16 protein-coding genes are annotated in these 20,758 nt (G+C 68.3%); 7 read left to right on the forward strand and 9 right to left on the reverse strand.

Annotated elements, in window-relative coordinates:
- Positions 1-258: 258 nt before the first annotated feature.
- Entirely contained in the window at positions 259-522 is a 264-nt protein-coding gene (locus E3T19_RS10090) for a DUF4031 domain-containing protein (protein WP_088456368.1), read from the forward strand.
- Between the two features lie 7 nt (positions 523-529).
- Here E3T19_RS10090 and E3T19_RS10095 read toward each other — a convergent pair whose 3' ends face one another.
- From E3T19_RS10095 to E3T19_RS10110, 4 genes are all read right to left on the reverse strand, one after another.
- Positions 530-1,984, reverse strand: coding sequence for a hypothetical protein (locus E3T19_RS10095; RefSeq protein ID WP_103479547.1), 1,455 nt, complete (start codon positions 1,982-1,984; stop codon positions 530-532).
- Positions 1,974-2,771, reverse strand: a complete 798-nt coding sequence (locus tag E3T19_RS10100; protein WP_241980143.1) for a TIGR03943 family protein — start codon at positions 2,769-2,771, stop codon at positions 1,974-1,976. Before E3T19_RS10100 ends, E3T19_RS10095 begins: the two co-directional genes overlap by 11 nt.
- Positions 2,772-2,775: 4 nt before the next feature.
- Positions 2,776-3,837, reverse strand: coding sequence for a permease (locus tag E3T19_RS10105; RefSeq protein WP_088456371.1), 1,062 nt, complete (start codon positions 3,835-3,837; stop codon positions 2,776-2,778).
- Positions 3,838-3,981: 144 nt separating this feature from the next.
- Positions 3,982-6,648, reverse strand: coding sequence for an Rne/Rng family ribonuclease (locus E3T19_RS10110; protein ID WP_103479549.1), 2,667 nt, complete (start codon positions 6,646-6,648; stop codon positions 3,982-3,984).
- 278 nt (positions 6,649-6,926) lie between these two features.
- Between E3T19_RS10110 and E3T19_RS10115 the strand changes: the two genes are divergently transcribed.
- Positions 6,927-7,526 carry a vitamin K epoxide reductase family protein gene (locus E3T19_RS10115; protein ID WP_103431970.1) on the forward strand — a complete coding sequence of 200 codons (600 nt, stop codon included), beginning with the start codon at positions 6,927-6,929 and terminating at the stop codon, positions 7,524-7,526.
- 80 nt (positions 7,527-7,606) lie between these two features.
- On the opposite strand, the gene ndk is transcribed toward E3T19_RS10115, so the two are convergent.
- The 5 genes from ndk to E3T19_RS10140 form a co-directional block, all read right to left on the reverse strand.
- Positions 7,607-8,026: a nucleoside-diphosphate kinase gene (ndk, locus tag E3T19_RS10120; protein WP_088456374.1), complete on the reverse strand. Its 420-nt coding sequence runs from the start codon at positions 8,024-8,026 to the stop codon at positions 7,607-7,609.
- Complete coding sequence (locus E3T19_RS10125; protein WP_103459903.1) at positions 8,023-8,379, reverse strand: DUF4233 domain-containing protein; 357 nt, start codon at positions 8,377-8,379, stop codon at positions 8,023-8,025. The genes ndk and E3T19_RS10125 overlap by 4 nt, the downstream gene beginning before the upstream one ends.
- Positions 8,376-9,746: a folylpolyglutamate synthase/dihydrofolate synthase family protein gene (locus E3T19_RS10130; RefSeq protein WP_088456376.1), complete on the reverse strand. Its 1,371-nt coding sequence runs from the start codon at positions 9,744-9,746 to the stop codon at positions 8,376-8,378. Before E3T19_RS10130 ends, E3T19_RS10125 begins: the two co-directional genes overlap by 4 nt.
- Positions 9,739-13,167, reverse strand: coding sequence for an isoleucine--tRNA ligase (gene ileS / locus E3T19_RS10135; protein ID WP_134408737.1), 3,429 nt, complete (start codon positions 13,165-13,167; stop codon positions 9,739-9,741). The genes E3T19_RS10130 and ileS overlap by 8 nt, the downstream gene beginning before the upstream one ends.
- 260 nt (positions 13,168-13,427) lie before the next feature.
- Positions 13,428-14,051, reverse strand: coding sequence for a TetR/AcrR family transcriptional regulator (locus E3T19_RS10140; RefSeq protein WP_240632186.1), 624 nt, complete (start codon positions 14,049-14,051; stop codon positions 13,428-13,430).
- A gap of 124 nt (positions 14,052-14,175) precedes the next feature.
- Here E3T19_RS10140 and E3T19_RS10145 point away from each other — a divergent pair, with 124 nt between their 5' ends.
- The 5 genes from E3T19_RS10145 (at position 14,176) to E3T19_RS10165 (ending at position 20,751) form a co-directional block, all read left to right on the forward strand.
- Complete coding sequence (locus E3T19_RS10145) at positions 14,176-15,858, forward strand: ABC transporter substrate-binding protein (RefSeq protein WP_174776233.1); 1,683 nt, start codon at positions 14,176-14,178, stop codon at positions 15,856-15,858.
- On the forward strand, positions 15,843-16,832 hold the full coding sequence (locus tag E3T19_RS10150; RefSeq protein ID WP_240632187.1) for an ABC transporter permease: 990 nt from the start codon (positions 15,843-15,845) through the stop codon (positions 16,830-16,832). Before E3T19_RS10145 ends, E3T19_RS10150 begins: the two co-directional genes overlap by 16 nt.
- 80 nt (positions 16,833-16,912) lie before the next feature.
- On the forward strand, positions 16,913-17,713 hold the full coding sequence (locus E3T19_RS10155; RefSeq protein WP_103479624.1) for an ABC transporter permease: 801 nt from the start codon (positions 16,913-16,915) through the stop codon (positions 17,711-17,713).
- The gene (locus tag E3T19_RS10160) at positions 17,710-19,461 is read left to right on the forward strand and encodes an ABC transporter ATP-binding protein (RefSeq protein WP_134408738.1); all 1,752 of its coding nucleotides are present in this window, start codon (positions 17,710-17,712) and stop codon (positions 19,459-19,461) included. The genes E3T19_RS10155 and E3T19_RS10160 overlap by 4 nt, the downstream gene beginning before the upstream one ends.
- Positions 19,462-19,488: 27 nt before the next feature.
- The gene (locus E3T19_RS10165; protein ID WP_103479552.1) at positions 19,489-20,751 is read left to right on the forward strand and encodes a hypothetical protein; all 1,263 of its coding nucleotides are present in this window, start codon (positions 19,489-19,491) and stop codon (positions 20,749-20,751) included.
- Positions 20,752-20,758 lie beyond the last annotated feature (7 nt).

The following is a 20,758-nucleotide window of genomic DNA, read 5'->3' on the forward strand; positions in this document are numbered from 1 at the left end:
TACGTACCTATCTCTGGGGAACCCCGGGGGCTCCGATTCCTATGATGGAAAGTTACCGAGTGCACATGGACCAAGTCGGACCATGTCACTTCAGAAAACCTTGGGCGCTACGTGGACAGAGTCCTTCGCACACCAACACTCGACTTTAGCTGATCGGAATGCCCCGGTCAAACCACCTCGAGAGGGCGTGTCGCGCCCTCGGTTCGATGGCGACGCCCTGGACAAGCTTAGGGCCGCGATTGTCCATACACTTTCAGCATGGGCATACTGATCGACCAGCCGGCCTGGGCGGCCCATGGCACGCTCTGGTCTCACCTGGTGAGCGACTCCTCGCTGGCGGAGCTGCACGCCTTCGCGGCCGCGCAGGGCATCCCCCGGCGCGGATTCGATCTGGACCACTACGACGTGCCCCAGGACCGCTACGACTCCCTGGTGGCGGCCGGAGCGGAGCCGGTCGACTTTCGCGGTCTCGTCACCCGGCTGCGGGCGAGCGGCTTGCGGGTCAAGGCCAGGGACCGCTGACAGACGCTCACCAGGTCGCGTCGATGCCCACGATGCTGCGAGTGATGGCCCCGGTTGACAGGTCGACGAAGAGTGTCGTCGCCGTGGTGGCCTGCGGGTCGACGGGGTAGCCATCCGTCACCTGGGTCTGGCTGTTCGGCACGGTCTGGATCGCCAGGTACTGGTCGTTGGGTGAGATGGCGAAGCCCACGATGGTCTCGTTGGGTAGCACCGGTTCGTAGACCACCCGCGTCGTCGGAGTCGCGGGGTCGCCCGTGACCAGGATCAGCGACTGTCCCACGCGCCCGGTCGCCTGGTCGAATTCGGCCACCCTCTGCACGTACCCCTCTCCCCCGGTGAGGAAGCGCAGTTCGGCTGTATACGGCGTGGTGCCGGCGACATCCTGCGGCACGATCGCCGCCTCGGCACCCGTGGACAGGTCGAGGATGTACTGGCGGTCCTGGTCTGACACGGCAATGCGCAGCCCGTCGGGGGCGAACGCGTTGAGGTTAGGGAATTGGCCGATGGGGATGGGTACGGTTTCGGTGCCTGCTCGGGGGTCTATCAGCAGCAGGGTGGTGTCGAAGAGCTGAGCCACGACCTCGGCGCGGTTGGCCATGAACCCCCAGGCGATGGCCTGCACGGGCTCACCATCGAGCCCGGTCACGGTGTCGACGGTGCCGCGGGTGAGGTCGAGCAGGAACAGGGTGTTGTCGTAGACGTGGCCTCCTGCTCCTGCTGCGCTGGTGAAGCGGAAGCCGATCGTGCTCGAGGACGGGGAGGCCTGCAGGTCGTGCACGGTTCCGGTGCCGGGCATGGTGAGTTCGGCGGAGCGGCCGTCACGGTCCACCAGACTGAGCGTGTTGGTGAGGTCCTCGGTGAGGGTGACCACCACGAGTTCGTCGCCGACAGGAACGAACGACTGGATGTATGGGGCGCTGAATGCGACGCTCGTCTCGGCGGATCCGACGGTGGTGCGTACGATCCGGTCGGGCGCCTTGGTCGGCTCGTTCGGCTGCGCCGGGGACCGGCTGAGCAGGTAGAGCGGCGCTTCGTCGGTGCGGAAGGAGACGGCGAGGTCGCTCGACCTGTCGGCGAACGGGCCGGTGACGTCGTTGACGGTCACCGTGTACTCGGTGTCGTAGGCGAGCGGCTGGGGGAAAACGATCACGATGGAATCGTTCCTGGTCTGCACGTCGACGACGCCGGCCGGGCTGACGGTGATCTGGTCCGTGCTCACCTCGGCGAGCTGCTGGTTCGTGTCGAGGACGAGCCGTTGGTTGGCCGTGGTGACGACGGCGCTCGTGTCGACCTGGAAACCGGTCAGCCGGGGCCCGTTGAGCACGTTGACGGCCACCAGGGCCAGACACAGCACGATCAGGCCGGTGAGGAGGGCGGCGAGGGTGCGGCGGAACCGCCGGCCACCGGCTGCGGTGTCCGGGTCGGCTGTCGAAAACTGCCCAGACGTGAGGTCAGTAGACATACGGGTCGCTCGGCTGGTCGACGGGCTCGATGGTGGTGGGAAGCACGGCGAGGGTGTCTGCGGATCGGGCGCTCGGGTTGCTCACGAAGGTGCCGGTCACCTGCACCCAGTCGTCGGTGTCGTAGCTGGCCTGCCAGCCGGGCTGGTAGACGGCAACGCCGATGGGCTGGGCGTCGACGGCGCAGCAGGTGACCACGAACCGGGCGGCGTAGAAGACGTTGTCGGGGTCTGCGGCGTCCGGCAGGACGAAGCCGGTGATGCTGGCCGTTTTGTCGGCGTAGAGGGCGGGATCCTCGGACTGGGCCAGGAGCGACACCCACTCCTTCACGCTCAGGCGTTCGTAGTCGCCGGTGCCCACCAGGGCGGCCGCCTCCTCCGCTGCGGCCTCGCTGTCCAGCCCGCCGGAATTGACCTCCCGTTGGGTGGCTGTGGCGCTGGTCAGGGTGGCCGGGGGCAGGGCCAGCACCGTGACCGTCGCGATGGCCAGAAGCAGGGCGCTGCCACTCAATGCCCAGGTCCGCCGGCCGGCGGACCTGCGGCCGGACGGCTCCGACTCCCCTGCCGCCGGGGTGCGAAACACGAAGCTGGCCACTACGAAGACGAGGCCGACAACGGCCATCACGGTGGTGAAGATGAAGTAGCGCGGGTGGATGTACAACCCGAGCTGCCCGGTGGCGCCGAGCCAGATGGTGGCCACCACGATCACCAGGCTCAGGCCGATGCCGCGCCAGCGCTCGGCCAGGTAGCCGGCCAACGTGCCCTTACGCGACATTTCCTTATGCGACATTTCCTTATGCGACATAGTTCACCAACAGGCCGGCGGCCGCGCTCATCAGGGCCACCAACGCGGTGATCTGCACGAGGGTGCGGGTGGTGAAGGTGGTGCGCATCAGGGCGAGCATCTTGACGTCGATCATGGCTCCGAAGGTGAGGAAGGCGGCGATGCCGCCAGGCATGAAGGTGCTGCCGAACGACAGCACGAAGAAGGCGTCGACGTTGGAGCACACCGCGACGATGAAGGCCAGGGCGATCATGGCCAGCACCGACCAGACCGGGTTGCTGCCGAGCGCCAGCAGCACCGAGCGGGGCACAAAAACCTGGACGAGCGCCGCGATCAGCGATCCGATGAACAGTGCGGGCATGATCACCGCGGTCTCGCGGGTGAACAGGTCGACTGACCGCTCGATACGGCCCGGCCGGGAACCGTGCGGGTGAGTGTGCCCCTCGTGCAACCCGCCGTCATGCCCGCCATTGCTCACCGGCGCGTCCGGCCGTTCGCAGGACGCTGAAAAGGTGCGGGTCAGGAGGCTGTCCGGGTCCGGGTGCCGGCTGAAGAGCCACCCGATAACGTTGGCTATCACGAAGCCGGCCACGATGCGGGTGATCAGGATCCCGTCTCCCCAGCCGAACGCCTGGTGGGTGGTGATGATCGTGATCGGGTTCAGGATGGGCGCGGCGAGCAGGAAAGTGATCGATTCCGGCACCGTGAAGCCGCCCACCATGAACCCGCGGGCCAAGGGCACGTTGCCGCATTCGCAGACCGGGAAGAACATGCCCAGCAGCGAGATGCAGGCGCGGCGGAGCACTGGTTGGCGGGGCAGGAATCGGGTGATGAAGCCGTGTGGGAGCCACACCTGCACCACCGTGGACAGCAGAATGCCGAGGAACACAAAAGGCGCTGACTCGATGATCACGCTCAGGGCGAGGGTGATGGTGTCCTGGACGCGGTCCGGCACTCCCCAGCCGGCGAACGCCGGGCTGACGGCACGGAGCGCGAACGCGGCGGCGACCAGGACCACACCGAGAATGAGTCCGGTGGGCACGCGCCGCACCGTCCCCCGATCCCTGTGCATCCATCGATCTTACCGGAGTGCGGCAACCAGACAGGCCAGGTCGACCGGCCAGGTCGACCGGCCAGGTCGACCGGCCCCGGACGACAACAGCGGTGCCGCCCGAATCGGGCGGCACCGCTGCAGGGCCGATGAGGCCGTCGACCGTTAGGCGTTGTCCTGCGTGGGAGCCACGATCGGCTGCACGGTGGCGGTCGGACCGCCGGCGGTGGTGACCCGACGGCTGCGCGAACGACCCTGGCCGGGCTGCTTGGGCTCCGGCAGGGCTTCAAGCACCGAATCGAGCAGCTGGTCGGTGACCTGCTTACTCACCGGACGGCGGCTGCGCGGTGACTTCTGCACGGGGATGTCGAGAATAGCGACACCGTCGGCCGAGTCGGCCGGCACGGCCTCCGGAGCCAGGAGAGGCGCCTGAACCGCCGGGGCGGCGGTGTCGGGCTCTGCGCCGAACGGGTCGGTGGACGCCCGGTCGGGCTGCACGGCGGGCGCACTGTCGGTCGACTGGCCGGTGCGGCCCCCCGAACGACTGCCCGAACGGTTGCCCCGGGAGTTCGAACGGGCCGTGGGCGCGGTGTCGACGCTCTCGGCCGCGGTCGGGGCGTCGGCCTCAGCAGCCGGGGCGGCGGCCGGGGCAGCCGTCTCGGTCGGCGCGAGCACGGGGATCGAACCGGTCAGTGAGCGGCTGATGGTGCGCGCGGCGATCAGCGCGAGGGCGTGCTTGGCGTCCTCGGTGATTCCGTGCGTGCCGTGGCCGGCCTTGGTGGAATCCGTCTGTACGGGCGCACCATGCGCCTGACCGGAATTCTGGTTGCCGTTGCCGCGCTGACCGGAGTTGCCGGCGTCGTGGCCGGAGCCGCCGTTGCCGTTGGACTTGCTGCGGGGGCGGCGCTCCTGAGTGGGCTGAGCGGTCTGGCGGTGCTTGACGACGGGGTCGTGGTGGATGACGATTCCACGTCCGGCGCAGGCCTCGCAGTTCTCGCTGAACGATTCGAGCAGGCCCAAGCCGAGCTTCTTGCGAGTCATCTGCACGAGCCCGAGCGAGGTGACCTCGGCCACCTGGTGCTTGGTGCGGTCGCGGCTGAGGCACTCGACCAGGCGACGGAGCACCAGGTCACGGTTGGACTCCAGGACCATGTCGATGAAGTCGACAACGATGATGCCGCCGATGTCGCGCAGGCGCAGCTGCCGAACGATCTCATCGGCTGCTTCGAGGTTGTTCTTGGTGACGGTCTCCTCGAGGTTTCCGCCGGATCCGACGAACTTGCCGGTGTTGACGTCGACGACGGTCATCGCCTCGGTGCGGTCGATCACGAGCGAACCGCCCGACGGCAGCCAGACCTTGCGGTCCAGTGCCTTTTCGATCTGCTCCGAGATGCGGTATTCGTCGAACGCGTCGCGCTCGCCCTCGTAGCGCTGGACGCGCTCGACGAGGTCGGGAGCCACCTGGCGCAGGTAGGACTCGATGACCTCCTGGGCGTCGTCGCCGGAGATGACCATCTTGTGGAAGTCCTCGTTGAAGACATCCCGCACGATCTTGATCAGCAGATCAGGCTCGCTGTGCAACAGGGCCGGACCGGACACCGTTTCAACCTGCTTGGCGATGGAGGCCCACTGCGCGGTGAGGCGGTTGACGTCGAGGGTGAGCTGTTCGTCGGTCGCGCCCTCGGCTGCGGTGCGCACGATGACACCCACGTTGTCCGGAAGGACCTCCTTGAGAATCTTCTTCAGCCTGGCGCGCTCAGTGTCGGGCAGCTTGCGGCTGATGCCGTTCATCGACCCATTGGGCACGTAGACGAGGTAGCGGCCGGGCAGCGACACCTGGCTGGTGAGCCGGGCGCCCTTGTGACCGATCGGGTCCTTGGTGACCTGCACCAGCACCTTGTCGCCGGGCTTGAGCGCCAGCTCGATACGGCGAGTCTGGCTCGCACCCGGGGAGTTCACCGCGGCGGCGTCCCAGTCGACCTCACCGGAGTAGAGCACGGCGTTGCGGCCGCGGCCGATGTCGACGAAGGCGGCTTCCATGCTCGGCAACACGTTCTGCACACGACCGAGGTAGACGTTGCCGATGAGCGACGCATCCTGGTTCTTGGCCACGTAGTGCTCGACGAGCACTCCGTCTTCGAGAACGCCGATCTGGATCTTGTTGTGCTTGGCCCGCACGACCATGGCGCGGTCGACCGACTCGCGGCGGGCGAGGAACTCGGCCTCCGTGATGACAGGGCGGCGGCGGCCGGCGTCGCGGCCGTCGCGGCGGCGCTGCTTCTTGGCCTCCAGGCGGGTGGAGCCCTTGATCCGCTGGGGCTCGGTGATCAGCTCGGGTTCGCGCGGAGTCCGCACCCGCACCACGGTGTTCGCGGGGTCGTCGCTGCGGCCTTCTTCACCGGTGCGACGGCGCGCGCGACGGCGCACCGTCGAGCCCTCTTCGGGGTCGTCATCCTCGTCGTCGAGCTGACGGCCGCCGGACCGGACCGGGGCCGGCAGAATCGCCGGGGCCTGGAAGATCAGGGACGTCGTCGGCCGGCGAACGACCTCGACGGTCTCGTCGAAGGGTGTCGGCAGGGCAGGGAATGCCACCGGCTGGTCCGCCGCGGCTGCCGCCTGATCGGACGAGGCCTGGCCGAACGGCACCTGGTCGGAAGCCACTCGGTCGGCCGAAGCCGAGGGTGACTCCGGCGTCACGGCCGGGTCGTCCTGAGCGGGTACACGGGGCGTGTCACCGATCGGTTCGAGCTGCTTGGCCGGTGCCGCCTTCCTGGTTGTTTTGCGAGTGCCGAACAGGCCCTTGCGCTTCTTGTTGTCGTTGTCTTCCACCATCACTGGTGCGCTCCTTGACCGCTGTGGATGACCGCGCCACCCACTCGGTTACTCTCTCGTGCGTTGCTCTCGCTTGCGCGAAAACCCCGCGAATCCTATTGCGTGCCGCAACCGGCTCTTGGCTCTGGTTGCAAATACCTTTGGTCTAGGACCAATGAATCTGGGCGAATGCCGCCCATTAAGCCTTATGGCATCGGTTTGAGCGCGGCTCAAACGACTGTTTTGATTATCGCACGCATTCCCAGGGACGCGCACGCGACACATGACATAATCCGAATGTGCCATTCACCACGTCAAAAAAGCCTCCGATCGGTCTCGCCGTTTTCCTGATTCTCGCGGGGGCAATCGGTTTCGCGGCGGCATTCGCGCTCACCCTGGACAAGTTCACGATGCTGGAGGATCCCGCGGCGCAACTGTCCTGCAACTTCAGTGTCCTGGTGGGCTGCAGCACCAACCTCGGCTCCTGGCAGGGCGCGGTGTTCGGATTCCCGAACCCGTTGATCGGGGTGGCGGGCTGGAGCGTGGTGATCACCATCGGGGCGGCGATCCTTTCGGGCGCCCGCTTTGCCCGGTGGTTCTGGCTGGGCCTGAACCTGGGGGTCGCCGGTGCGCTCGCCTTCGTCATTTGGCTGATGGGCCAGAGCTTCTTCGTCCTCGACGTGCTGTGCCCGTGGTGCATGGTCACCTGGACGGTGACGATCCCGGTGTTCCTCGCCGTGACCCTGTACAACCTCAAGACCGGCATCATTCCGGGTTCGGCGCGGGTGCGGCGCCTCGCGGCCGGCGCCTATTCGTGGATCTTCGTCATCACGATCGCCTGCTACCTCGTCGCCGCGACGATCGCCCAACTCCAGATGGACTTCCTTCACCGCCTCTGAGGCTTCTCCAGCCCGCAAGACGTGAGAAAGGCCCCGAAAACTCGACGTTTTCGGGGCCTTTCTCGCGGTTCGGGAGGTGTTTAGGCGAACCAGAGGGCCAGCTCGCGGGCCGCGGACTCGGGCGAGTCCGAACCGTGCACGAGGTTCTGCTGAACCTTCAGGCCCCAGTCCCGGCCGAGGTCGCCACGGATGGTTCCCGGTGCGGCCGTGGTGGGGTCGGTGGTGCCGGCCAGGGCGCGGAAGCCCTCGATGACGCGGTCGCCGGCAACACGCAGGGCCAGGATCGATCCGCTTTCCATGAATTCGACGAGCGGTTCGAAGAACGGCTTGCCGGCGTGCTCGGCGTAGTGCTCGGCGAGGAGCGAGCGCTCGGCCTGCACGAGCTTGATGTCGACGAGGGAGTACCCCTTCGCCTCGATCCGGCGAAGGATCTCGCCGGAGAGGTTGCGCGCCACGCCGTCGGGCTTGACCAATACGAGTGTTTCCTGAACGTTCGTCATGAGTTCTCCTTGTTCTGTCTTTCGACGTTCTGTCTGTCGATCCGTGTGCCGGTGATCATGCAGTAGACCCACATGCCGGCGAAGAGTGCCCCGACGAAGAACATCGCCGGGTTGAGGAATCCGGTGGCGACGACGACGACCTGGACGGCCCAACCGATCAGGTAGGCCCAGTTGAACCGTAGCAACCCGAGGGTGGCGACCATGATCAGGCAGAGCAACGCTCCCCCGCCCAGGGTGACCCAGGCTGGCAGATCGCTCAGCCCGAAGATCACCAGGGTGGCCAGGAACACCACGATCAGCTCGAAGCCGAGCACGATCGAGGCGAGTGATCGTCGAACCGATCCGCTTCTCACGTGGTCATCCAGTCCCCCGCGTCGGCCAACGCGACGGCGTCACCGACGAGGGTGATCGACCCGGCGACGAGCACGGCGCGCTTGGGGGCGTCCTGGGCCCAGCCGCGAGCTGCGTCGAGGGCCTGGGCGAGGTCGCCGAACCTGAACGTGTCCGCGTCGCCGACGTGTTCAGCGACGAGGTCGGCGAGGTCGTCGACCGGGATCGCCCGCTCGGAGTGTGACTGGGTCACGTGGAAGCGGGCCACGGCGGGACGCAGGGCCTCGATGATGCCCGCGGCGTCCTTGTCGGCGAGGATGCCGACGACCACGACGATCTCGTCGAAGTCGAAATAGCTCTCCAGCGCCGCGGACAGGGCCAGGGCCCCGTGCGGGTTGTGCGCGGCGTCGACGAGCACTGTCGGCTCGATGCCGACCAGCTGCAGCCGTCCGGGCGAGGTCGCGGTGGCGAGTCCTTCCACCAGGATGTCTTCGACCAGGGCCTGGCTGCCCGCGCCGAGGAATGACTCGACGGCGGCGATGGCCACGGCGGCGTTCTGGGCCTGGTGGGTGCCGTAGAGCGGCAGGAACAGTTCGGAGTAGGTGCCGGCGATGCCGCGCACGGAGATGAGCTGGCCGCCGACGGCCACGTGGCTGGCGAGGAGGGCGAATTCGCTGCCCTCGCCCACCAGGGTCGACTCGGTGAGCTCGGCGGCCCGGGTCAGCTCGGTCATGGCCTCCGGCGGCTGCGCTGCGGTCACGACGGCCGCCGCGGGCTTGATGATGCCGGACTTGGTGCGCGCGATCTCGGCGATGGTGCTGCCGAGCCGCTTGGTGTGGTCCAGGGCAATCGGGGTGAACACGGCCACCTGGCCGTCGGCGACGTTGGTGGAGTCCCATTCGCCGCCCATGCCGACCTCGAGCACGACCACGTCGACCGGCGCATCCGCGAAGCAGGCGAAGGCCAGAACGGTGAGGGCCTCGAAGAAGGTGAGGGGTTCGTCACCGGCGGTGGCGAGTTCGGCGTCGACCATGAGCAGGTAGGGCTGGATGTCGGCCCAGTTCGCGGCCAGGGCCTCGTCGGTGATGGACTGCCCGTCGATCACGATGCGTTCGTTGAGTCGCACGAGGTGCGGGCTCACCAGCAGGCCGGTACGCAGGCCGTAGGCGCGCAGGATGCTCTCGATGATGCGGCTGGTGCTGGTCTTACCGTTCGTGCCGGTCACGTGGATGATCGGGTACGAGTTCTGCGGGTCGCCGAGCAGTTCGACCGCCCGGCGGGTCGCCTGCAGCCGCGGCTGCGGAGATCCCTCGCCCACCCTTTCGAGCAGTGCGGCGAGCACGGCGTCGCCGGCGTCACGGAATTCGTCGGGGTAGTAATCGTCAGACATTGATGGTTCCTTTGTCGCGGGCGACGGCAACGATGACCGGTCCGTGGTTCGCGTAGTGGTTGGCCTCGAAGCGCACGTAGTGCTCCACGATCGAGCCGGTCAGACCGGGCAGCCATTCGGACGGGGTGCCGGCGGCATCGGCCGGTGCCGAGTGCGTGCTGAACCGGATGGCCAAGGTTTCGCCGGCGACGTCGACGCCTGTCGCCAACGAGAAGGTGGCGGCGTCGGCCTCGTCGAAGAAGACCAGGTCCAGGCGGATGCGGTCACTGACCTCGAAACCGGCCGACTTGCGGGTGTCCTGCACGGCGCGGATGAGGTCGCGGGCCAGGCCCTCCGCCTCGAGTTCGGGCGTGGTGGTGGTTTCCAACAACACGAATCCGCCGCCGGCGAGCAGGGCGAGCGCCGAACTGTTCAGCACCGACTCGGCGTCCGCGGCCGTGGAGGCGGCCTGCAGTTCCAGTTCGTACTCCCCCGCGACCAGTTCGATGCCGCCGGCGGTGACGACACCGTCGGTTTCGGACCAGTCGCCGGTGCGGGCGGCCTTGATGACCTGCTGCACCTGCTTGCCCAGGCGCGGGCCGGCGGCGCGGGCGTTCACCGTGAGCTTGGAGGTGATGCCGTAGCTCTCAGCGCTGTCGGCCTCCTGCTCGACCAGGGTCACGGCCTTGACGTTCAGCTCGTCGCGCAGGATGCCCTCGAAGCCGGCCAGGGCGGCCGCGGAGGTGGTGACCACGGTGAGGTTCGCCAGGGGAAGCCGCACCCTCAGGCCGGCCTTCTTGCGCAGCGACAGCACTGTTGAGCTGACCAGGCGCACCTGGTCCATGGCCGTGACCAGGCCGGGGTCGGCCGGGAACACCGTGGCGTCAGGCCAGTCGGTGAGGTGCACGCTGCGTCCGCCGGTCAGGCCCTGCCAGATGCGTTCGCTGATCAGCGGCAGCAGCGGCGCGGCTACGCGGGTCACGGTTTCGAGCACCGTGTACAGGGTATCGAAGGCATCCGCTCCGGTGCCGTCGGCGGTGACGCCTGCCCAGAACCTGTCGCGTGACCGGCGCACGTACCAGTTGGTCAGCACGTCCGCGAAGTCGCGCAGGCGCGAGGCGGCGAGGGTGCTGTCGAGGCGTTCGAGGTCGCCGGTGACGTCCTCGATGAGGTCGCGGGTCTTGGCCAGCAGATAGCGGTCGAGCACATCGGTGGAGTCGGTGCGCCAGGTGGCGGTGTAGTCGGTGGCGTTGGCGTAGAGCGAGAAGAAGTACCAGGTGCTCCACAACGGCAGCAGCATCTGGCGGGTGCCCTCGCGGATGCCCTCCTCGGTGACGATGAGGTTGCCGCCACGCAATACCGGGGAGCTCATCAGGAACCAGCGCATGGCGTCGGAGCCGTCGCGGTCGAAGACCTCGTTGACGTTGGGGTAGTTGCGCAGCGACTTGCTCATCTTCTGGCCGTCGTTGCCGAGCACGATGCCGTGGCTGACCACGTTCTTGAACGCGGGCCGGTCGAACAGGGCGGTCGAGAGCACGTGCAGCAGGTAGAACCAGCCGCGGGTCTGGCCGATATATTCCACGATGAAGTCGGCCGGGTTGTGGCTGTCGAACCACTCCCGGTTTTCGAACGGGTAATGCACCTGCGCGAACGGCATCGAGCCGGAGTCGAACCAGACGTCCAGGACATCCTCGATGCGTCGCATGGTGGACTGCCCGGTGGGGTCGTCGGGGTTGGGCCGGGTGAGCTGGTCGATGTAAGGGCGGTGCAGGTCGGTGGGGCGCACGCCGAAGTCCGCTTCGAGTTCATCGAGCGAACCGTAGACGTCGATGCGCGGGTAGGCGGGGTTGTCGCTCTTCCACACCGGGATCGGGGAGCCCCAGTACCGGTTGCGGCTGATCGACCAGTCCCGGGCGTTGCCGATCCACTTGCCGAACTGGCCGTCCTTGACGTTCTCCGGAACCCAGTTGACCTCTTGGTTGAGGTCGACCATACGATCGCGGAAGTCGGTGACCCTGACGAACCAGCTCGACACGGCCTTGTAGATCAGCGGATTGCGGCAGCGCCAGCAATGCGGGTAGGAGTGTTCGTAGCTGGCCTGGCGCAGCAGCCGGCCCTGCGACTTGATCAGCTGGGTGAGCGGCTTGTTGGCGTCGCTCCAGAGCTGACCGGCGACCTCGGTGACGGCGGGCAGGAATTTTCCGCCGTCGTCCAGCGAGAGGATGACCGGGATGCCGTAGGCCTGGCAGACCGTCTGGTCCTCCTCGCCGTAAGCGGGAGCCTGGTGCACGATGCCGGTGCCGTCGGAGGTGGTGACGTAGTCGGCGACCACGAAGCGCCAGGCGTTCTGGGTGCCCCACTCGCTCTCGTCGGCGTAATAGTCGAACAGACGGTCGTAGGAGACGCCTTCGAGGTCGCGGCCGGTGACGGTGCGGCTGATGGCGGCCGTCGCGTCGGAGGCGCTCTCGTAGCCGAGGTCCTTGGCGTAGCTGCCGACCAGGTCGATGGCCAGCAGGTACTCGGCGCCGAGCACCTCGGTGGCGGGATCGGGTGCGCCGGCCTGCTCGCGCAGCACCTCGGCATCCGGCGTGCCGTTGGGGCCGGCGGGAACGACGGCGTAGACGATTTCGGGGCCGACGGCCAGGGCGAGGTTGGTCGGCAGGGTCCAGGGGGTGGTGGTCCAGGCAAGGGCCCGAACGGCGGTGAGGCCGAGGGTCTCGGCCTTGGCGCCGACTAGGGGGAAGGTGACCGTGACCGTCTGGTCCTGGCGCATTTTGTAGACGTCATCGTCCATGCGCAGTTCGTGGTTGGACAGCGGGGTCTGGTCCCGCCAGCAGTACGGCAGCACCCGGTAGCCCTCGTAGGCGAGGCCCTTGGTGTGCAGTTCCTTGAACGCCCAGATCACCGACTCCATGAAGGTGATGTCGAGGGTCTTGTAGTCGTTTTCGAAGTCGACCCAGCGGGCCTGGCGGGTGACGTACTTCTCCCAGTCCTTGGTGTATTCGAGCACCGATTCGCGGGCGACGGCGTTGAACGCGGCCAGGCCCATCTCTTCGATCTGGCTCTTGTCGGTGATGCCGAGCTTCCGCTCGGCCTCCAGCTCGGCGGGCAAACCGTGGGTGTCCCAGCCGAACCGGCGGTGCACCTGCTTGCCGCGCATGGTCTGGAAGCGCGGGAACAGGTCCTTGGCGTACCCGGTGAGCAGGTGGCCGTAGTGCGGCAGGCCGTTGGCGAAGGGCGGGCCGTCATAGAAGACCCACTCCGGCGCTCCCTCGCGGTTGTCGATGGAGGCCTGGAAGGTGCCGTCCTTCTCCCAGAAGTCCAGCACCTCGCCTTCGATCTGCGGAAAGTTCGGTGAGGGAACGACGGCTGCGTCCAAGCGGGCCGGGTCGGCGTCGGGGAGGCCGAACGCGTTGTCTGTGGGCTGCTGCGGGTACGTCATGCTTCTCCTGGACGAGGCGGTGTTGAGTCGCTGGCCTATTCCACGAGGACGCTCGCCCCGACAGGACGTTGCGCGGTACCACCTCGCTTGCCGTTCCTGGAAGTAGCGAACGACCGCTCAAACTAAGGCTGTGACGGGCCCGACCCGTTCGGCTCTACTTGTCGAGAACGTGCCGGGGCACGAACACGACGTTCTTCCGAAGACTCCCCGGTGATAGCCGGATCTGCGTCTGTGAATCACTATCGATCAATACTATCTTGTCAGGAATCCTGGACCCGGTCGAGAACCGGGTGGAATCCCGCGCAGACCGGCGAGATCGCCACGTCAACGTACCCGGCCAGCTCCCCGCGGCCCACGCCGGCGGCGGCCCACTCCCTGGCGGCCGCGACCGCCGCCGCCACCACCGCGCTCGAGAACGCCCGTCCGGCGAGATCGGCCAGGGCGGCCTGCCCCGGTCTGGCGCCGACGAACTCGTGCACGAGACCCACCTGCACGAGAAATCTGGCCAGCGCGGATGCTTCCAGCTCACTGCTCGTCGCCATCAACTCATACTGGGTGAGCGCCCAGGGCACCCGGCCGGGCCCGAACCCCGCGGCCACCCGCAGCAGAGCCTGTCGCACCGATTCGGTGACCGGGGCGGCCCTGTCGCAATCGGCGAGGGAGGCGGGCAGAACGTCCAGGCCCGCATCGACATCCACCCAGAGCAGATCGCTCTTGGCCGAGAAGTAATTGAAGAAGGTGTTGCGGCTCACCCCGGCCCGCCGGGCGATATCTCCGATCGTGGTACCGGCGTAGGTCTGCTCCAGGAACAGCTCCGCCGCGGCTTCTTCGAGCATGGCCCGGGACGACGCCTGGGGTCGACCGGGGGCACGGGAATCGGACACGGCTCTCCTGTGTTCTACGATGAGACTCAACACATCTTTTTTTGGACTGAGTCCAATAATGCCACAGCAGGCTTCCCCCGTATTTCCCCTGAACCGCACCGCTTTCGTGAAAAGAGACCGCCGCATGCCCCGTCCGGGAATCATTCCTTCGCGCTCCACCACCCTCGCCGCCCTGGCCGGTGCGGCCGCCCTCGGCCTCGCCCTGACCGGCTGCACGAGCGCCGCGTCCTCCGGAGGCGGCGACGAGCCCACCAGCGGTGGAACCCTGACCTACGCATCCGGTGACGCCGAGCCCACCTGCCTGGACCCCCACGTCGGCGGCAACTACCCGCAGGCCCTGGTCAGCTCCCAGTTCCTGGAATCCTTGGTCTCCCTCGACGCCGACGGCGCCATCATCCCGTGGCTGGCCGACAGCTGGACGGTGAGCCCCGACGGCCTCTCCTGGGAGTTCACGCTGAAAGACGGCGTGACCTTCACCGACGGCACCCCTCTGGACGCCGCCGCGGTGCAGGCCAACATCGCGCACCTGCAGGACCCGGAGACCGGTTCATCGACCGGATACCTGGCCCTGGCGAAGGTCACCGGTACCGAAGCGGTCTCGGATTCCGTGGTGCGGCTTACCCTGGCCCAGCCAGACAGTGCCCTGCTCGAGTCGCTCGCCCAGCCGTGGCTGGCCATCGAATCCCCCACCGCGCTCATGCGCAGCCAGGACGAGAACTGCGCCGCACCGGTGGGCACCGGACCATTCATCGTCGACTCCTGGGTGAAGCAGAACGCCATCACCCTGGTGCGGAACGAGGACTACAGCTCTCCCCCGGCCGATGCCGAGCACGACGGGCCGGCGTACCTGGAAGAAATCGTCTGGCGCTTCATCCCGGACTCGGCCTCCAGGTACGCCGCCCTGCAGGCCGGCGAGGTCGATGTGATCGACAACGCCCAGCCCGACACCATCAGCCAGGCGGAGGCCAGCGACACCATCGTTCACCTCGACGCGCCGCGCCCCGGCGCCTCCAATCGCATCGAACTGAACTCCGGCAAGGCACCGTTCAACGACGCCGCGGTGCGTGAGGCGTTCATCCGCTCGGCCAACGTCGACGACGCCGTTGCGTCGTTGTTCCAGGGCAGCGCCGAACGGTCCACCTCCGCACTGTCCAGCGTCGAACCGCTCGGGGTGTCCAGGCCGGATCTGTTCGATTACGACCCTGACGCCGCCGCCGAGCTTCTCGACGGTGCCGGCTGGGCGGAGAAGGACTCCGACGGCTACCGGGTCAAGGACGGAGTGCGACTCACCGTGGTCTTCCCGGTCAGCACCAACCAGTCCATCCCCGCCGAACAGTCGCTGTTCGAGCAGATTCAGGCGACGGCCAAGGAGACCGGGTTCGACGTTCAGCTGACCAAGCTGGACCTCTCCAGCTGGTACACCGCCCTGGGCAGCAACGCGTACGACGCCGTCAGCGCGCCGTACACCAAGATCGGCCCCGACGTGCTGCGAATCCTGTTCCACTCCGACGGCATCACCCCCGCGCCCAGCGGCTACTTCGCCAACCACGCCCAGGTGAACGATCCCGAACTGGACTCGCTCCTCACCGAGGCGAACCAGGTCTCGACAGGCTCGACCAACGGTGGTGACGCCGACCAGCGCGCCGCGCTGTACGAGGACGCTCAGGACCTGATCCTGGAGGGCTTCTACATCCTGCCGCTCTACGACCAGCAGAATCACTTCCTGCTCGGCACGGCGGTCGAGGGCGCTCGCGCGCTGCCGACGGTGTCGACGCCGGCGTTCTACGACGCGTGGCTGAACCGCTGACGACAGCCGCCCGGCGGGGCGCACGGCCTCGGCTCCGAGGTCTCGCCCGGCGACTCGCGGGCGCGGTCTTCGTGCTGTGGGCCGTCGCCACCGTCACGTTTTTCGCCGTGCGACTGATCCCGGGCGACCCTGCCGAGGCGATCCTCGGCGGTCCGGGCTCACAGACCTCACTGGAGGCGCTCGCGGCGGTGCGCGCCGAGTACGGGCTCGACCAGCCGCTGCTGGTGCAATATCTGCAGCAGCTGGGCCGCCTGGCCACCGGCGACCTCGGCCGGTCCTATGCGCTCAACATGGATGTCGGCCCGCTCGTGCTCAGCCAGCTCGGCGGCACCCTGGTCCTGGCCGTTCTCTCGCTCGCGGTCGCCTGGCTGATCGCCCTCGTCCTGGCCACGTGGTCCACCGGGCGCGGCCGCCTCGCGGCCCGGATCGGCACCGGCCTCGAGATCGTCGCTGCGGCTCTGCCGCACTTCTGGCTGGCCACCACGCTCATCGTGGTCTTCAGCGTCTGGTGGGGGGTGCTGCCGCCGATCAGCACCGCGGATGCCCGCGGCCTGGTCCTGCCCGTCGTCACCCTGGCCATCCCCCTGGCCGGTTTCCTCGGCCAGGTCATGCGGGAGAGCCTGAACACCGCCCTGGAATCACCGTTTGTGCTCTCGGCCAGGGCCAGGGGGGAAAGCGACCGCGGGGTGCTCTGGCGGCACGCCCTGCGGCACGCCGCACTGCCCGCGATCAGCCTGTCCGGCTGGGCGTTCGGCTCCCTGATCAGCGGCGCCGTGGTGGTCGAGACGATCTTCGCCAGGCCCGGCCTCGGCCGCACCCTGCTCAACGCCGTCACCGTGCGCGACGTTCCGGTGGTGGTCGGCGTGGTGATGGTGGTCGCTCTGGCCTACATCCTGATGACCATCGTCACCGACCTCGCGTCCGGCCTGGCCGACCCACGACCCACCGAAATCGGGAACGGAGCGCTCTCGTGAGCGAACTGGAGATTCAGGCGTCGGCGACCGGTCACAGTGCCGGCCGCTCCCAGTCATCCGCTCCCGGCGGGTTCGGCAGCATGCGGGCCTCCGTGGTGGAGCTCGCTGCCGTGCTGGTGGCCATGCTGCTGCTCACCGCGGCGATCGCGCCGCGCCTGCTCGCCCCGGGCGACCCGCTCGCCATCGACCCGCTGGCCGCGTTCGGCGCCCCGTCGTGGGACCACTGGTTCGGCACCGACGAATCGGGCCGGGACATCTACACCCGCGTCGTCGACGGCGCCAGGGACTCCCTCCTGATCGGCCTCACCGCCACCGTGATCGGGCTCGGCCTCGGTGCGGTCCTCGGCACGATCGCCGGCACCCTCGGCGCGGCCGTGGACTTCACGGTCAACAGGTTCCTCGAGGTGCTGTTCGCGTTTCCCGGGCTGCTGCTGGCGCTGCTGTTCATCCTGGTGTTCGGTCCGGGTCCGGGCAGCGCCATTGTGGCGGTGGGGCTCTCCACGGCGCCGGGCTACGCGCGCATCATCCGTGCCCAGCTGCTGCGGGTGCGCTCCTCGGCGTTCGTGGAGGCCGCCACCGTGCAGGGCCTCGGTCGCGGCCGGATCCTGGCCAGGCACATCCTGCCCAATACGCTGGCGCCGCTGTTCGTTCTCGGCACCCTCGGCATCGGCCAGGCCATCGTCTGGGCCGCCGCGCTGAGCTACCTGGGGCTGGGCGCGCAACCGCCGGCCGCCGAGTGGGGCGCCATGCTCTCCGCCGGCCGCACCTACATCACCTCGGCCTGGTGGATGAGCTTCTTCCCCGGTCTGTTCATCGTGCTCACCGCTGTGTGCGCGACGACCCTCGGCCGCTCGATCGAACGACGGATGAGGCACGCATGAGCGCCACGGATTCACGCTGCGCCGGCCCGCACCCGGCGGTCGCCCTGCGGGTGCGCAACCTCCGGGTGGGTTTCGGCGATGCGTCCGCCGCCGATGTCGTGCGCGGCGTCTCGTTCGAGCTCCCCGCCGGCGAATGCCTGGCCATCGTGGGCGAGTCCGGTTCGGGGAAGAGCGTCACCGCGCGGAGCATCCTCGGACTGGCCGGCACCGCCGCTCGGGTCAGCGCCGACGAGCTCAGCCTCGCCGGCGAGTCCGTGCTCGGGTTGTCGGAGGCAGCCTGGCGCCGCCGCCGCGGCCGGGACGTGGGTCTGGTGCTGCAGGACGCCCTTGCCTCCCTCGACCCGCTCCGCCCGATCATTCGCGAGATCGGCGACTCGCTGCGCCTGCACACCCGCCTCGACCAGACCGAACGCAGCCGTAAGGTCCTCGAGATCCTCGCCGCCGCAGGACTGGCGCAGCCGGAGCTCTACGCGGGCCGGCGCTCCGGGGAGCTCTCCGGCGGCCAGCGCCAGCGGGCGCTGATCGCCGCCGCCCTCGCCCTCGATCCCCCACTGTTGGTGGCAGACGAACCCACGACAGCCCTCGACGTGACAGTGCAGGCCCAGGTGCTCGACCTGCTCGAGCAGGTGCGCGGCCGGGGAACGGCCATCGTGCTGATCAGCCACGACCTCGCCGTGGTGAGCCGCATCGCCGACCGGATCGCCGTGATGCACGAGGGCCGCATCATCGAGACCGGCACAACGGCCGAGGTGCTGCAAAACCCACGGCACGCCGAGACCAGGCGGATGCTGGCCGCGGTTCCCGTGGACAGGCCGCGCGGGTCCAGGCTCGCGCCGGCGACGGCCGTGCGGCAGCCCGTCGTGGCGCACCCGCCCGCGCGCGTCCCCGAGCACCTGGCCGAGCGGGTCCCCGTCAGCGTTGCGTCCCGGACCCCGGCGGCAAAGCCCGTTGCTGAACCGGTCAGCGCCCTGGAGGCCATCGGGCTGTCCAAGTCGTTCCGTGGCCCGCTCGGCACCGTGCACCGCGCCGTCGCCGAGGTGTCCTTCCGGCTGCCGAGGGGAAGCACCCTGGGCATCGTGGGCGAGTCCGGCTCCGGCAAGACCACCACCGCCAGGCTCGCCCTCGCGCTCACGGCAGCCGACACCGGTGAAGTGCGCCTGCTCGGCGAGGCGTGGAGCACGCTGCGCGAACGCGACCGCCGGGCCAGGCGGCCCCTGGTCGGCGCGGTCTACCAGGACGTGCTGGGATCGTTCGACCCCCGGCTGAGCGTGCGCGAGATCCTCTGCCATGCCGTCGCCGCCGCCGCCGGGAGCAGCGCCGGAGGAGGTTCGGCGGGGCGCCGCGCCATGCCCGCCCGGGTGTCCGCACTTCTTGACGATGTCGGCCTATCCGAGTCCCTGTTGGAGCGCCGGCCCACCGACCTCTCCGGCGGGCAACGCCAGCGGGTGGGCATTGCCCGGGCCCTGGCCTCCAGCCCCCAGATCCTGATCTGCGACGAACCCGTCTCCGCGCTCGATGTCAGTGTGCAGGCCCAGGTCCTCGACCTGCTCGACGAGCTGCAACACGAGCTGAAGCTGAGCCTGCTGTTCATCTCCCACGACCTCGGGGTGATCCAGCACGTGAGTGACCACGTCGCCGTGATGAACGACGGCCGGATCGTCGAGACCGGCACCGCCGCCGAGGTATTCAGGGCACCGACGCATCCGTACACACAGGCGTTACTCGCGGCGGTGCCCCGGCTGCCGTGAACCCGCGGGTACCCTACGCTGAGCCATGTGTTCTCCATCGTGACCTCAACGCTTCGGCTGGCCGCCTCCAGGTGGCCGGTCCTGCTGGCGTTGTATCTGGCCGGATGGCTGGCGCGGTACCTCGTGATCGAGGTCGCCGCCCTGGTCGGGACCACGGACGCCCTGACCGCGTTCCTCATCATGCCCGTCGCCATCCTCGCCCGGCTGGCGAGCTTCATCGGTATGTTCCTGGTGCTGCGACAAGGGATGCCCGCCTTCGACGATCTGGCCAAGGCCGGCGACGACGCCATCGACCGCACCGAGGACGCCCCGGTCACCACGCGTCCCAGCATGCAGGACCTGTTCCTGGCCAGTGTCCTGCCCTTCTTCGCCTTCTACGCCGCCTGGCAGTTCCTGGCGGAGGACACCCTGCAGTACGCGGCCTCGGCACTGGCCAAGATCAACCCGTTCGACGACACCGACAACTCGGCCGGGGTGCTCAACCTCGAGCTCACCTGGGCCTCTGCGACGGCGATCGCTGTCGCATTCACCGGGCGATTCCTGCTCAAGCGGTACAGCGCCAGACTGCCGCGCTGGAGTGCCGTGGTGACCGTGTACCTCGAGGCCGTCTGGGTCTATCTCACCCTGTTCCTGATCAGCAACTACCGTGACGACTTCGAGTCGTGGGTCGCCAACCGGGCGGCGATGCACTGGATAGCAGATCTGCGCGCCGCGCTGGGAGACGTCTTCGCCCCCATCGGGGTCGCCTGGGACGGCATCGCCTGGGCGATCGGCGAGGCCGGCGCCCTCGTGCTGCTCCCCGTAGCCTGGCTCGCGCTCGCGGGCATCGTCTACGGCCGGGCCCTCACCACTGGCCCACTGCTCATCAGGGTGCCGCAGAACCGTTACTCCGACCGGGTGCGCATCCGCTATGCCCGCGTGCCCAGGGCCGTCTCCCGCCGATTTGCGGATGTCGGCACCGGCTTCGTGGGCCGCTGGAAGCCGCTCGCGAACGCCCTGACGTTGGTGTGGCGGGCCGGGGTGGTTCCGATGGGTATCTTCGTGCTCGCCTACACCGTGATCGAAGCCGCCGGGGCCTGGATCGGGTTCGGCGCGACCCGGCTGATCGGTGCCCACGACCTCGTGACGTGGTGGATGATCGTCGACGACGGCCTCATCTTCGCCATCGAGGTCCTCCTCGAGCCGCTGCGCATCTGTCTCATCGCCGCCGGCTACGACTACTGCCTGCGCCGGTTGGGCGAGCGGCGCCAGGCAGCCGCCCTCGCGGAACCTGTCAGCACGACCGTGTAACCCGCAC

The sequence above is a fragment of the Cryobacterium sp. TMT4-31 genome, assembly GCF_004403385.1.
GTDB lineage: Bacteria > Actinomycetota > Actinomycetes > Actinomycetales > Microbacteriaceae > Cryobacterium > Cryobacterium zongtaii.